15 protein-coding genes are annotated in these 12,422 nt (G+C 50.6%); 13 read left to right on the forward strand and 2 right to left on the reverse strand.

What is annotated here, in order from left to right; genetic code table 11:
• Window positions 1–122: 122 nt before the first annotated feature.
• The gene (locus tag C5B90_RS13095) at window positions 123–3,134 is read right to left on the reverse strand and encodes a carboxypeptidase-like regulatory domain-containing protein (RefSeq protein WP_115882072.1); all 3,012 of its coding nucleotides are present in this window, start codon (window positions 3,132–3,134) and stop codon (window positions 123–125) included.
• A gap of 59 nt (window positions 3,135–3,193) precedes the next feature.
• Between C5B90_RS13095 and C5B90_RS20320 the strand changes: the two genes are divergently transcribed.
• From C5B90_RS20320 to C5B90_RS13115, 6 genes are all read left to right on the forward strand, one after another.
• Complete coding sequence (locus C5B90_RS20320; protein WP_134672482.1) at window positions 3,194–3,412, forward strand: hypothetical protein; 219 nt, start codon at window positions 3,194–3,196, stop codon at window positions 3,410–3,412.
• Window positions 3,413–3,483: 71 nt separating this feature from the next.
• The gene (locus C5B90_RS13100) at window positions 3,484–4,758 is read left to right on the forward strand and encodes a hypothetical protein (RefSeq protein ID WP_134672481.1); all 1,275 of its coding nucleotides are present in this window, start codon (window positions 3,484–3,486) and stop codon (window positions 4,756–4,758) included.
• A gap of 173 nt (window positions 4,759–4,931) precedes the next feature.
• Window positions 4,932–5,126, forward strand: a complete 195-nt coding sequence (locus tag C5B90_RS20325) for a hypothetical protein (protein WP_148708216.1) — start codon at window positions 4,932–4,934, stop codon at window positions 5,124–5,126.
• Window positions 5,127–5,184: 58 nt separating this feature from the next.
• Window positions 5,185–6,864: a hypothetical protein gene (locus tag C5B90_RS13105; RefSeq protein WP_158547225.1), complete on the forward strand. Its 1,680-nt coding sequence runs from the start codon at window positions 5,185–5,187 to the stop codon at window positions 6,862–6,864.
• A 50-nt stretch (window positions 6,865–6,914) separates the two neighbouring features.
• Window positions 6,915–8,255, forward strand: a complete 1,341-nt coding sequence (locus C5B90_RS13110; protein ID WP_115882078.1) for a hypothetical protein — start codon at window positions 6,915–6,917, stop codon at window positions 8,253–8,255.
• 49 nt (window positions 8,256–8,304) lie between these two features.
• Window positions 8,305–8,622 (forward strand): hypothetical protein, encoded by a 318-nt coding sequence (locus C5B90_RS13115; RefSeq protein ID WP_115882080.1) that lies wholly within the window; start codon window positions 8,305–8,307, stop codon window positions 8,620–8,622.
• A gap of 12 nt (window positions 8,623–8,634) precedes the next feature.
• Here C5B90_RS13115 and C5B90_RS20330 read toward each other — a convergent pair whose 3' ends face one another.
• Complete coding sequence (locus C5B90_RS20330) at window positions 8,635–9,486, reverse strand: hypothetical protein (protein WP_148708218.1); 852 nt, start codon at window positions 9,484–9,486, stop codon at window positions 8,635–8,637.
• A gap of 311 nt (window positions 9,487–9,797) precedes the next feature.
• Between C5B90_RS20330 and C5B90_RS13120 the strand changes: the two genes are divergently transcribed.
• The 7 genes from C5B90_RS13120 (at window position 9,798) to C5B90_RS13145 (ending at window position 12,343) form a co-directional block, all read left to right on the forward strand.
• Window positions 9,798–10,103 carry a hypothetical protein gene (locus C5B90_RS13120; protein ID WP_115882082.1) on the forward strand — a complete coding sequence of 102 codons (306 nt, stop codon included), beginning with the start codon at window positions 9,798–9,800 and terminating at the stop codon, window positions 10,101–10,103.
• Window positions 10,104–10,193: 90 nt separating this feature from the next.
• Window positions 10,194–10,529 carry a hypothetical protein gene (locus C5B90_RS13125; RefSeq protein WP_148708219.1) on the forward strand — a complete coding sequence of 112 codons (336 nt, stop codon included), beginning with the start codon at window positions 10,194–10,196 and terminating at the stop codon, window positions 10,527–10,529.
• The gene (locus tag C5B90_RS13130) at window positions 10,526–10,771 is read left to right on the forward strand and encodes a cold-shock protein (RefSeq protein WP_115882086.1); all 246 of its coding nucleotides are present in this window, start codon (window positions 10,526–10,528) and stop codon (window positions 10,769–10,771) included. The genes C5B90_RS13125 and C5B90_RS13130 overlap by 4 nt, the downstream gene beginning before the upstream one ends.
• Before the next feature lie 32 nt (window positions 10,772–10,803).
• Window positions 10,804–10,983, forward strand: a complete 180-nt coding sequence (locus C5B90_RS13135) for a hypothetical protein (protein WP_148708220.1) — start codon at window positions 10,804–10,806, stop codon at window positions 10,981–10,983.
• A 45-nt stretch (window positions 10,984–11,028) separates the two neighbouring features.
• Entirely contained in the window at window positions 11,029–11,328 is a 300-nt protein-coding gene (locus C5B90_RS13140; RefSeq protein ID WP_115882090.1) for a hypothetical protein, read from the forward strand.
• The gene (locus tag C5B90_RS20335) at window positions 11,325–11,789 is read left to right on the forward strand and encodes a hypothetical protein (protein WP_148708221.1); all 465 of its coding nucleotides are present in this window, start codon (window positions 11,325–11,327) and stop codon (window positions 11,787–11,789) included. The genes C5B90_RS13140 and C5B90_RS20335 overlap by 4 nt, the downstream gene beginning before the upstream one ends.
• Window positions 11,786–12,343, forward strand: a complete 558-nt coding sequence (locus tag C5B90_RS13145) for a hypothetical protein (RefSeq protein WP_115882092.1) — start codon at window positions 11,786–11,788, stop codon at window positions 12,341–12,343. The genes C5B90_RS20335 and C5B90_RS13145 overlap by 4 nt, the downstream gene beginning before the upstream one ends.
• The last annotated feature ends 79 nt before the right edge of the window (window positions 12,344–12,422 follow it).

Here is a 12,422-nt window from a genome sequence, read left to right on the forward strand (position 1 = left end):
CTTAGCAGCTGCTAACATAGTAGTATAGTAGTAACAGTAATTAGAACAATAATTAGTAAAGCTGCTAATTAGCAACAATCTTAGCAATTAGCAACTTAGCAAAAAGTAGTACTTGCACTTCTTCACGGTCTCAACATCTTCAGGAGTTTCCAGAACATCTTGAACGGGAACGAGAGAATCTTTAACGGCATCTTAGCAACTTTCCATATGAGGAGGAGTATCCCGACGAACGCCACGAACAGGATTCCGAGTCCTGCGAGGATGTATTCAGTCGGGAGATACTCGTCGAGGATATCTCCAAGTGAGTATGCTGGTTCGGACCCACCAACAATTGCCGAAATCTTATCCGTATCGTGAACGACGGCCACCGACCGATGATAATTCGAATCGTGGGCTATCTTAGTCTCATACACGAGGTCGCCCGTGCTTGGGTCGTGCATACGGTAGACGAGCGTGGGCGTGTCCGATGTGAGGTTCTCCGTGTTACCTTGTCGAGTCTGAAACTGGTGAAGGTGTCCTGAATCGTATTCAAGCGTCGAGAGGCGGTGAGAGGTCTTGTCGGACGGGTTGGCTGTGTAAAGTACTGTTTCGTCCGAGTTTGCCGTGGTTCCGTATTGCCGAAGTTCATCACCAACTGTGGCGTACACACTCGTTCCATCGGAAGCAGCTGCTCGGAGGAGAGATTCTGACTCGACATACGACCAAGTGGTTTGACCGTCGGTTCTGAATTCGAGATAGGATTCGCCCGAGGTCTGGTAGACATATCCTTGAGTAGTATGGTCGATGCGGGAGAGTGAGCCGCCGAAATCATCAGTACGGTTCGTCCCCTCATATACGAAGGTAGCCTCCAAGTCAGGGGCGTAAGCGGCTTGCTCAAGTTGCCCATCTTGGATACCCATCGAGTACGCCTGCACGGGCACAGATTCGTATGTGTACATCTCGGTCAGCGAGTCCGAACTGAAGTCGAAGGAGTAGGTCTTGTCTGGTGTATTGAAGTAGAGGCTCGAATCGCCAGCGACTGCGAACCGACCGAGCTGGTAACTGGTGAGATTGAGTTTATGAGATTCAACGATATCGCCTGATGATGACTCAAGTGAGTAGGCTCGGACAGAATCGTTGTCGCCGATAGTCAAAGCGTAGATGCGGTGGGCGGTCTCGTCAGAGGCGACTGCGATTGCTGACTCGTTTCCTGTTCCCGATGCGTTGAGTTCCGTCACCCAAGCGGTCTCGTTAGTACTTGGGTCTACAGCGTACACGGTGTCCTTGATTGGCTGTCCGTTCCTATCCTCGAAGGCAGTGAAGACGAGGAGGTCAGCGACTTCTTCAGGTGGACCACTCTCGGTTGTTTGGGCTGTTACATCGCCGACCATCATCGGTGGGGCGACCATCATCGACAGAACGAGTATCACGAGGATGAGGGCGAACTGTTGCTGACCGCTTCTGAAGGCAAGCACGGCCACCAAGAGGAAGATGAGGAAACCGATGCCACCGACGCCGAACACGACAGCAAGCACATCAGTTGTGCCATCATCTCCACCGCCGCCTGGGACGATTACTCCTACATCATCTCCGTCGTCCGTGGTTGTTTCATCGCCACCGTCATCCGTTGTTGTTTCAGTCGTTTCGTCTACGAGTGTCAAATCTACCTGCGTCGTATTGTTCTCAGAGATGGATACAGACTGTTGAGTGGTGTTGAATCCAGACTTGCTGACTTCGACCGTATAGGACTCTCCTGCAGTCAGTTCGTACTCAACTGGGGCAGTCGTGTTTTGTGCTGACCGAATCGTTTCTCCTGATGAGTCTGAGACTTGGACAGACCAGTTTTCGAGCTCCGTTCCGCTGTCGTTGGTGACGCTGGTGATATTGAGCGTTCCAGTTCCAGCATATTCGATTGAGAAACTCTGAGTGTTTGTCTGGGCGTGGTAGACGGTCGTGTTGTTGATTCGCTGTGGTTGAAGTCCGAGACCATCTACCTCGATATCGTATGTCCCACCGTAGGCGTCGATATAATTAGGACCAAACTCAGCAGAGTCGTTCTGGTAGATTTTCGCTCCAGACTCGTTGTAGATGGAAATCTGGTATGAGTGGTCATACGAGTAGAGACTCGCTTTATTGATGGAGACCTCATACTCTCCGACTGCGTAATATTCGAGACTACTCACCCACGAGTTCCGAAAAAAATCGTGCTCTAATTCTGCGGCGTTCCCTGTCTTTTCCGTGACGACTGTTCCAGTCGCCGTATCGAACTCGACATAGGTTTCGTTGATTTCGCCCTGTGCGGACGCATCTGGCTTGATGTAAGCGTTGACGATGAGCGTCCCGTTTGGCTTGACAGCTGCAGTTTGAAGCGAGCCTTGGTCGGTATATTCGATTTCGTAGACCGATTCGCCCGTGGAGCGGTTGACGATGTGCGTGTCCCACTCGTCCTCCGAACGCCCCTCGATGCGGACGCTGATGACGACATACTCATCCGTGGACGCATGGACGGTGTTATGAGTTTGATGAGCCACCTCAGAGATATTCTCGGTCTCGTAAGAGCTAGAAGCGTATTCTGCAGTCGTTGTGGTCGAGTAGTTACCTGTTCCATCATACGAGGCGTCGGAGACTGTGAGCGTCCCGTTTGCGTCGAGACTGTAGACTGTATCTTTAGAGATGGATTGCCGCTGGTGGTCGAGCGTAGTTAGGAGATTCCCAGATGGGTCAAGGGCAACACGCTGACCTCCGCTGCCTGTTGTGTTGATGAGTTCGCCAGTAGTTGCGTTGAGCTTGTATAACTCGTAATTCGAGGCGACATAGACATATTCGCCGTTTCCGACCACAGCAGAGCGGGCTGACCCTTCTGTATTGCCGATATCTTCGTTTCTGACTGAGGTCTGCCAGAGGACTGTGCCTGTTTCGTTGTATGCCGTGATTTCGGTGGAGTTAGAGCCGCCCCAGTTGGTTGCGTTGAGCCACGCAATATTGGCCGTCGTCTTTGCGTCTGTTTCGTTGCCAACTGGCTCAGTGTCGTTGACGGAATCCATCGCTGCCGCACCGACGATAGCCGCACCCCCGACCATCGCAACGAAGAACAGTCCGATGACTACGAGTGTTAGTTGTTCGCCGATACTCAAATTTCTAAGAAAACTTGTCATACTTATATTAACTTATTTACAACACTAAATATTTAGTCCCTGACAGTAACTATTTAAGTATGACTGAGACTGATTCAAGAAAATCAAAATCGACGCCACGGGACAAAATCTATGCTGTCATCCACAAGACGGACAAAATTCAGCTAACTGTTGAAATCGTCCAAGACGAGGTTGATGAAGACCTTTCTGCGTTTACTGTATCACACGCTCTGCACGGGTTGTGGGAAGAGGATGTGCTAGCTCACAAAGAGAACAGCCCATACTGGTATGTGAAATAGTTCGCTCATGCGTGCGTCCAATATATCAAATTACGGTAACACTTTTAGTGGTAGAAAGTATATAGTTTCCTATGGGTAATTACCTAAATAAACTTAATCCAAATTCGTCTACTGCCTCTGGTAGTGGCGATGACGGCCCAAGTCGTATCGCACAAACAGGTGTCCTCGCTCTTATCGGGATGTTGGTTGTCAGCCTCTTCGCTGGACCAGCCGCCGCTGCTTCCGTGACAGGGATTCAGGTTGCAGAACCAATATATGATGAGACAAGTGGAGAATACACCGCATATCCTAGCTTAACTGTGGATAACGCCACAACAGGAGAGACTGAAACGATTACAGTTGATTCAGGGACTGGCGACCTCACTCTGAACGAGTCGGGCGTACTGGTAACTGGCGGTGCTCCTCTCTCAATTAACAATATCACAGATAACGGGGACGGTACATATGATATCGTAGTTGAGTTCACATCCGATGTGAGCAGCTCAACGAGTTTCAATATCGCTACGCCGTTCACCGTCTCTGAAGGTGGTGAAGCAACGGTTAGTGTTGCTAACACATCCTACTCGGATACTTTCCAGTACTCCGAGGCAACAGGTACTTTCGAAATCGGTAGTCTCTCGACTTCCGACGGTACTACCTTCGAGAACCTTAGTGGCGAGCAACTCGTCATCGAAGACTCGAACGGAACTGAGGTAGTCAACACGACTAACTTCAGCGAGAATTACAGTACCGAACTCGCTTCTGGTGAGGATTACACAGTACGGCACTCTGCCGACCACTACGACGAATCCTCGACGGTATACAGCATCTCGTACAACAACACGACGACTGCTGACCTTACCTTCCAGCGCACGCAGGTAGACTATGAGTTTACAGTCGAGAACAACGGTTCGGCTCTCGAATCCTTCGATATCAACCTCTACGATGGTTCAAGTATCGGCGATAACGAGTCCGCTGTTGCGTCTGCAACTGTCACAAGTAACGACAGCAACACAGTGACTTTCACTGGTCTCGATGATGGTTCCACATACACTCGTGAAATCGTCTACACGGACGCTGACGGTAACGAGACGACCTACACGGAGACCTTCACCGTAGATAGCTCTCAGGCTACAAACGGCACGGTCTCCCAGACAATCGATGTAGCGACTGATTCCTCTTCGGATGACAGCGGCTTCATCGGTAGTGTTGGTGACTTCAACAACCCGCTCAGCGGACTCGGCGACCAGATTCCAGATGACCCTGTAGTCCTTGTACTCACGGTCATCGCTGGATTCGTTGCGACTGTTGGAACGCTCTTCACTCTCCTCTGGGTGAAGAACGGTCTCAAGTTCAACAACCTCTAGAATAGTTGCTTAACCACCCGTAACAGGGTTTTCGGCGTGCTGGTGCTTCCACCTGAGTTCGATTCTTAGGGCGTCTCTCAACAACCAAAACATAAAATAAGTGATATAATATGATTCAAGAATTTCTCAACTCAACGGAAGCACCTGGAAAAGCATCGTGGACGAGCGACAAGATGCTCGCTTTCATCGCAGTCTTAGTTACATCAGCGATGATGTTCTTCGTCGGGCTTGCTGTCCTTGCTCCTGAGGCGGTCAAGACTATCGGATTTGCTGTACTCGGGATTGGCGGGTCTATCCTCAGCGTGATTGCTGTAATCGTACTGCTCTACAACTTCAATAAAATCCTCAAAGAAACTGGGTTCCGCTAAGTGATTCAACATGACTTCTCACAATCTACTCTCGCTTCTGGCTGTTCTCCTCATCTTGATGACGACCGTGACGGGTGCGGTCGGGACTGTAGCCGCTTCTCCGTCACCGTCTGGTGATGTAGTCGCTGATGATGTACAGTTCCAACAGGAGACGCCGACGCCTGACAACGACACGGCGGACAATTCAACGAACAACACGACCTCGACGGCCACTCCAACTGAGACAGGAGACTTCGCAGGCACGAACGATTCTGGTGATTCAGGCGACTCGGGAGATACCGTTGTGGTGCAAGTCGGCGATGGTGACGATTCTGATTCATCCTCGAACGAGTCTAACTCGACAGCGGCAGGAGATGACGAGCCGCCGTTCAACACAAGCAAAGCAGAACACGAGTTCAATAACGGCATCTTCCTGAACGAACTCTCCCACAATCAGACGCACGCTCAGTTCCAGATTTACAATCCGACGAACGACACGGAGTGGGTAGTCACGAACAACAACGCAGGGCAGGAGCCACGCATCAAGTCCTACGAGTTGGAACCAGGCGAGTCGAAGACTCTAACGACACCAACAACAGGCAATTTGCTCGGATGGGCTGTTTCAGTTACCTCGACGGAATCCATCCAATCTATAGAGACAGGCGCACAGTACAACATCCAATACACAGCTCTCGTCATCAACTGGAACCCTGCGGGAGATATGGGTCCGCTCATCGGCATCATCGGTGGGATTGTGATTATCTTGATGTTCGTTGCTGTCCTCAAATTCAACCTTCGAGTGGGCAAGGTTGCGATTCCGCTCGCTGGTCAATCTCTCCGTGGTATCTACCAAGATGAAGACTTACCAAGCCGTGACGACCCGTACTCGAAACAAGCCAAAGACCTCGTTCATGGATTCGGTCTCTTAGGGATTCTCGGGTTCAATTGGTTCATCGGCGTCTTGGCGTTCTGGGATATGTATCCAATCGCCTTCTTCTGGAAACTCCTCGCCAACCCGCCGTTTGTTGGGCAGTGGTTTGACCCGAGTACGCTTGTCTTGCTGAGTGAAATCTATTCGAACCTGATGGTCTACTGGGCGTACAATACAGTTCTGTTCATCGCCTTTGTATGGGTCATCGGCAAGTGGTATCTCCGACGGAACGGAACATATCTCCACGATATCGACCCTGCTATTGGCGACCTCGATTATGCTCCGTGGCTTCTCAGTCCGAGTCGAGAAGCTGACCTGCAGGTGTACAAGCGGCTTAGTGAGAGTGACTCTGCTCCAACACAGTTCGTGGAAATCAGTAAGAAACGATTGATGGAGGTGAATCTGAATACTGACCGAAAGGCGTATGTAGTATCTCACTACGACCCGAAAGAAAATATCGCATATATAGTGATGGAAGATGTGGACCCTGCAAAACTCGCACGCTCGGGCAAGCAAGCTGAGGTTGCTGAATACTTCCGCTCGATGTACACGGTCCTATCTGACGAAGTATGGCACTGGGCGAAGAAGTGGGGTCGTCAGCTGAAAGCCATCGATAGTGCCCGCATCGAGGGCGAGCTGATGGAGGGTGCTCAACAGAAAGATGAGTGGATGCGAGAAGACCTCTCTGAGACGAATCACGAGGAGATAGTAACGAAAGAGAAGACGGTCGAACAAGACCTCAAAGAACAACTTGGGGAAGTCGAAGGTCTCACCGACTCACCATCTGACAATTCCCAAAATAGCCAAACGGCTGGTGGTAGCAGATGACCACTTCAAATTCAGGTGGAGGGTATAATCAAGGTCGAACAGCGTCAGATATGCGAGATGAGGTTGAAGGGAAAGACGATGCCAACCACCTCTACGAGTGGGCCGTCAAAGTCCTCGATGAAGAACTCTCTCGGATTCTTGCGGATAAGAAAGAAGCGTGGAGAGAGTGGAAGGATACCGTCGCCACGACAGATATCCCGTATGAGGAGACGAAAGAATACCGCCGAATAGTGTCGAAGGCGACGACGCTGAACGCAACACAAGCCGCTAAATCTGAGCGGATGATGCTCCTCAAGTACTTCACTTCTCGTGCAGAATCACCTGAACTCAAACACACCCGCCTCTGGAAGTGGCTGATTGAGTATGTCTCTCCGTCTGAAGACGACTATGTAACCCAGTATCTCTCGGGTGATATGGGTGCAGGGAAGACTGACTTCGCTATTTTTGAAGCGGAACTCTGGAAACTCTCACACCCTGACGGCGTAATTCTCTCTAACATCACGAGTCTGCGACAGGCGACGACGGTCGAGAATATGGACGAACTCGATGAGTGGATAGAGAACAATCCAGATACAGAGTTCTTCTTTGTCTTTGACGAGGCAAACAAGCACGCTTCAGGGACTGGTGATTCGTCAGCGGTTGAAGACCAGCTCTTCCCGATGGTGACTTTCATCAGAAAGAACGATGGAAACATGGTCATCATCGGCCACGGCACCAAGGATATCCACAAGTGGGTGAGAGAGTTGTGCGATTTCGTCTACAAAGATTCGAAGAAGGTTGCCAAATTCTACAAGACGATTGGTTCCGATGGCGAGCCTGAAGGACAGTTCAAAACACTCCGAAACATCCCGCCGACGAAATACGACTTCGATACGAACGAGGTTACAGACTGGTCGTGGAGTGAGGACTCTGCGATAAAGTGTATCGGAGAAAACAAAGAAGGCGACCGTTGTGGGACGATGATTCATATCCCATACGGGGAAGAGCCTGAGTACTTCTGCGACCGTCACAAGGGACAGAATTCACCACACCCAGATGTGCCCGCAGCAGAGTTAGAAGATACGCCGTTTGAATCGACCGAATCTGAACGCTCTGAATCTTCTGACGACGCCCCAAGCGAACCTGTGCTCTCTGACAGTTCCGAGTCAGATGTTGAAGATGACGCCGATGAGACCGCTGAGGAAGTTCGTGATTCGGCTGATGTAGAAGAAAACCCTACCTCGAACGATTCAGCAGGCGACGAATACACGGTTGGGAACATCCCGCCAGATGGATGGGCGAAGATATTCGATAAGAGCGGTCTCCACAAAGACCACATCGACTCGTGGGAGATGGTCGAGGAAATCCTCAACGACAGAGAACTGAGTGATTTGAAGCGGATGATGGAGTGACCGTCTCGTGGGATGATATTTTAAATCAGTTCAGAAAATAGACGAGTCTATGCAACTTCCGAGCTGGACTCTCTCAGGAATCATCGCTCTTCTGCTTGGCCTGTATGTTGCTAATCAAATTCGAGGGCAAGACCACGGTGCAGACCAACCACAACATCCTAACTCTGGAGAATTCATCACCGAGGACAACGACTTCTGGCGGTGGCTCCTGAGCGGTCTAGGAGTGGCGGCGATTACGGCGTATCTTGTTCCGAGAGCCACACCTGCGGTCAACAGCACGCTTCAGAACATCTCACCGATGATGATGGTCGCTATCGGTATCTGGGGACTCGTCTTCTTGAGGGAAGCTTTCGACAGACTCGACTGACGATAGTGCCTCTTAGCCGACTTCCATGAGTTCAAACGCTATCTCCCGAGTCTTCTCCATATCTTCTAACTCCCACTCTTGAGCGTAATTGAGTTCCTGGATGAGTTGGTCTTCCTCGATGGGGAACACACGGAACGAGAACTTCATCTGTCCCGTTGAGCGTCTACTGAATCCATCAATAGCGATGAATCGAGGGCCATCAGAATCCGAATCTCGCACACAGAATCGTGAGTCGAACGGGCTTGTCACTCGAATCGACTTCTCGCCTTTTTCAATCTGATTGATTTCCTCGACAGAGAAGAAGTCCTTGAGAACGGTGATGTTGTCATACGAGAACCGACAGACACGACCTCGCTCAAACCCGAGTTCTCGAAACCGCTTGATTCGGTCAATTGGATGTGGGCGGTACTGAGATAATCGTTCCCGCAGAGATTTCGGTCGATTCTGCTCGGCGATGTATCCTACCTGTCGGCCCTTTCGTTGGACAGATGTTCCGAGATTCTCGTATAGGCTACTCTGATTTGCGGGGAGAGAGTCCTTCGCATCTATCCACTTTCGGTCGAGGAGTTCAATTGCTTCCGTGAGGTCTGATGGTGAGAGTGTACTGTTCTTCCGTTCCGTCAGTCGGTCCACATAGTCATCGACGGTCTCGATGGTGTTCTGCTGTTTCTCGGTAGTCAGTTCTGAAGATTTGTACCACGCTCTATCAATTCCGCTTGCAGCTGAGGCGATGTTGTCGAACCAGTCGTTACGGTCTCGGTTGTCTCGACGCCGTGCCTCAAACCAAGAAACAAGGAGAGCAACAGCTGCAGGGAGAAGTAGAGAAGAGACGAGGATTTGAATCCACGATGGAGATTGAGCCATCTTAGTTGACGCTCACGCTGGTAGTGTTTCAATTCTTCCCACCAATATTCTGAAGCCAAACTCGGATGAGCGTCTTAACCAACAGCATATCTCGTCTGGCGGAGTTGTTGGTTAAGAGAACACAGGCTCGCTCCCGTGTACTTCTCAGCGCCTCTATCTTCTGTTTTCGGAGAGTGCGGGGTCAGTATCGTATGAATTTGAGGAGTAGAACAGTTCTCTGGCGTCCCGAAGCCGACCTGTGCTCTCTAAGAGTTTATTTCATGGTTTTGTGGTTGGAAAGTTTTATAAGGGTGGGGCACATATGTAGGGATATGAGTAAGAAAGTTGGCACTTCCGATGCACGAATCGAACTCGAAACAGTAGACCTCGCCCGAGAAAAAGCCGACTCAGTTGACTACCTCAACGAGTACCTCCTCGTCGCCGAGTGGACCACACCACGAGGATACGAGCAAACAGCCACAATCACTTGGGATTGTAGGGAAGGTGCGTGGGCGGTCGCAACTATCGACGGTGACGAACGACTTGTCAAGCTCTACGACGACTTCGACGGCGCTCTCGACCGATTCGAGGATTGTCTGGAACAGGCGGAGAAGAACAAGTCCGTCGCCTACGCCTAAGCGTGCTGGCTACACGAGGGTTCGATTCCTTCGGCGCTCCTATACACCACCGAGAAACTCGCTATGCTCTAAAGACGGGAGAATCAAACTATGAGTACGAAACAATTCAACACTCACGGAAGTAGCACAGACAACTCAGTAGCAATCTCAGATAATCTCGTCAACGCCAACTCACAGGACGGCGTGTTCATCTATCGAGACGGCGACGACCTCGCTATCGAGTCACCTGTCCAGACTGCAGAGTTCCACTTGGACGAGTTGGTCTTCATCTACGAGGGACACCTCGATGTGTTTGAGGCCGTCTTCGAATCTGCAGGAGAGATTCACGAATTCTTCTGGACGCCACAGGGTTTCGAGGTGCTTGTCTACTACGCAGGCGAGCGGCACACAGTCCGATTCCTCATCCAAGAGGGTGATGCGTTATGAGTCAATTTCAGTTCGAAGGCGTGGTTGACTTCTTCAACGACACAGGTGGCTACGGTTGGATTTCCAACGAAGTCCTCGATGAAGATGTGTTCTTTCACATGCAGGATATTGGTGGCCCTGACCTCGCTGAAGGACAGCAGGTGTCGTTCGAGTATGAGGAATCAGAGAAAGGCCCTCGTGTGACTAACATCGAGCGGCTCTCCAATCCCGACGACCTTGACGCCGAGGGTGATGAGCGATGATTCGCAAGTACACGCAGCGGGACTATGTACACATGTCCGTGATGCGGGTGCGTGATTGGGAGTTCAACGCCCGAGATATCCAGACCACCATCGCTGACGACTACGACACAGAAGTCTCGATGGAGACGATTCGAAGTGTCCTCAAAACGCTCAGAGAAGAAGGTCTCCTGGAACTGACGGACGACGGCAATCACTACAAGCGTAACTTATAGGCGTGCTGGTGCTACTCAGGCGGTTCGATTCCGCTATCGCTCCTTATGTCAGCGAAAAAATTCCGACTGACGGTTGTAACGACTACCAGAGAAAACGGCTACGACTGGAACATCGTCGAGTGTCCAGAGTGTGGTGAAAAAATCCAACAGCGCCACATCGAGGATGAGGGACGGTGGTTCCACGAGGACTTCCAAGAGGATGTGTGTCCTGCTTGCGACCAGGCGATGAAGATTGGTGACGGCCAAGACGACGAAGATGGAGATGAGGATAACAGAATCACGATGCCGACCATCAACAATTACGGCTACCCTGACCACGGAGGTGATGCTCCTGATGCAGTATGAATCTCAAAAGTTACATCGTGCCAGTCGGATTCATACTCCTCTTCATCTCGTTAAGCGTAGCTAGTGTCGCTACTGGAGACCCATCGGTAAGAATCTCTCACTTAGGAGAGGCTGACGAGTTGTGGAACGACCTCGATAATTATGACGGCACAGTTGTTCTCGTCACGCTCGAAGAACCGTTAATCAAGAACGGATATACTGTCTATCGAGTTGATGACGGAGAGCGATTAGAACCGAGAACAGGTGCTGTTGAAAATCAATATCTGTTCGAGGCTGATGATGACATAATCATCACGAACGAGTATACTGGCAAGAAGTGGGCTTTCAGAGTCCACGAACATACTGATTATAGCCCGTTCCCATACTACGGCGACTACGACTATGAGAACAACTCTGCACCGTGGGAAGGACAAAACTCTTCAACCAATTCAATCGGAGGTGATGCTCCTGATGCGGTATGAGTGTCGAAGCAGAGTATGAGGTTGAAGAAACCTTAGCAGTTGGTGCAGGGGAGTTACCTGTTGAAGTTGACCTCGAAATTCTCGCAGACACTATCGGTGTTGAATATGACTTAGAGAAGCCTGGACTCGAAATCCGACCCAAGAAATCGAGACTCCCGTTGATGACTTTGTTCACCAGCGGGCGACTCATCCTGAGAGCAGGCTCGGAAGACGAACTGTTTGAGGAATTTGAAGGGATTCTCGACGGCTTCGAGGCCATCGGACTGGTGGACGAAGACCAACGAGATGATGTTGAGTTCGAGGTCTCGAATAGTGTCCTGCTCGCCGATGTTCCAACCTCGTTCAACCTCTCAACGCTTGCAGTTGGTCTCGGGTTCCAGAACGCAGAATATGAACCAGAACAACACTCTGCGATTATCTACACAACAGACGAGTACGACTGCACCTTCTCGATATTCCACAACGGTAAGATAACCGTGGCTGGTTCACCGTCAGCAAATAGGGCCGTTGAATCGTTTGAGAACTTCCTCGGGGAACTCGAAATCTGGATGTGACGATGGGTGTGTTTGATACTATCTGGAGTGGGTTCGCCTGACAATCCTGACTCTGTATAGCGTTAAGTGGGGCGGGGAC

It is taken from the genome of Haloferax sp. Atlit-12N (assembly GCF_003383095.1).
GTDB lineage: Archaea > Halobacteriota > Halobacteria > Halobacteriales > Haloferacaceae > Haloferax.

Coding starts and splice junctions, on each gene's coding strand:
- C5B90_RS13095 (WP_115882072.1), bottom strand. CDS start 3,134: ATGACAAGTTTTCTTAGAAATTTGAGTATCGGCGAACAACTAACACTC.
- C5B90_RS20320 (WP_134672482.1), top strand. CDS start 3,194: ATGACTGAGACTGATTCAAGAAAATCAAAATCGACGCCACGGGACAAA.
- C5B90_RS13100 (WP_134672481.1), top strand. CDS start 3,484: ATGGGTAATTACCTAAATAAACTTAATCCAAATTCGTCTACTGCCTCT.
- C5B90_RS20325 (WP_148708216.1), top strand. CDS start 4,932: ATGCTCGCTTTCATCGCAGTCTTAGTTACATCAGCGATGATGTTCTTC.
- C5B90_RS13105 (WP_158547225.1), top strand. CDS start 5,185: ATGACGACCGTGACGGGTGCGGTCGGGACTGTAGCCGCTTCTCCGTCA.
- C5B90_RS13110 (WP_115882078.1), top strand. CDS start 6,915: ATGCGAGATGAGGTTGAAGGGAAAGACGATGCCAACCACCTCTACGAG.
- C5B90_RS13115 (WP_115882080.1), top strand. CDS start 8,305: ATGCAACTTCCGAGCTGGACTCTCTCAGGAATCATCGCTCTTCTGCTT.
- C5B90_RS20330 (WP_148708218.1), bottom strand. CDS start 9,486: ATGGCTCAATCTCCATCGTGGATTCAAATCCTCGTCTCTTCTCTACTT.
- C5B90_RS13120 (WP_115882082.1), top strand. CDS start 9,798: ATGAGTAAGAAAGTTGGCACTTCCGATGCACGAATCGAACTCGAAACA.
- C5B90_RS13125 (WP_148708219.1), top strand. CDS start 10,194: ATGAGTACGAAACAATTCAACACTCACGGAAGTAGCACAGACAACTCA.
- C5B90_RS13130 (WP_115882086.1), top strand. CDS start 10,526: ATGAGTCAATTTCAGTTCGAAGGCGTGGTTGACTTCTTCAACGACACA.
- C5B90_RS13135 (WP_148708220.1), top strand. CDS start 10,804: ATGTCCGTGATGCGGGTGCGTGATTGGGAGTTCAACGCCCGAGATATC.
- C5B90_RS13140 (WP_115882090.1), top strand. CDS start 11,029: ATGTCAGCGAAAAAATTCCGACTGACGGTTGTAACGACTACCAGAGAA.
- C5B90_RS20335 (WP_148708221.1), top strand. CDS start 11,325: ATGAATCTCAAAAGTTACATCGTGCCAGTCGGATTCATACTCCTCTTC.
- C5B90_RS13145 (WP_115882092.1), top strand. CDS start 11,786: ATGAGTGTCGAAGCAGAGTATGAGGTTGAAGAAACCTTAGCAGTTGGT.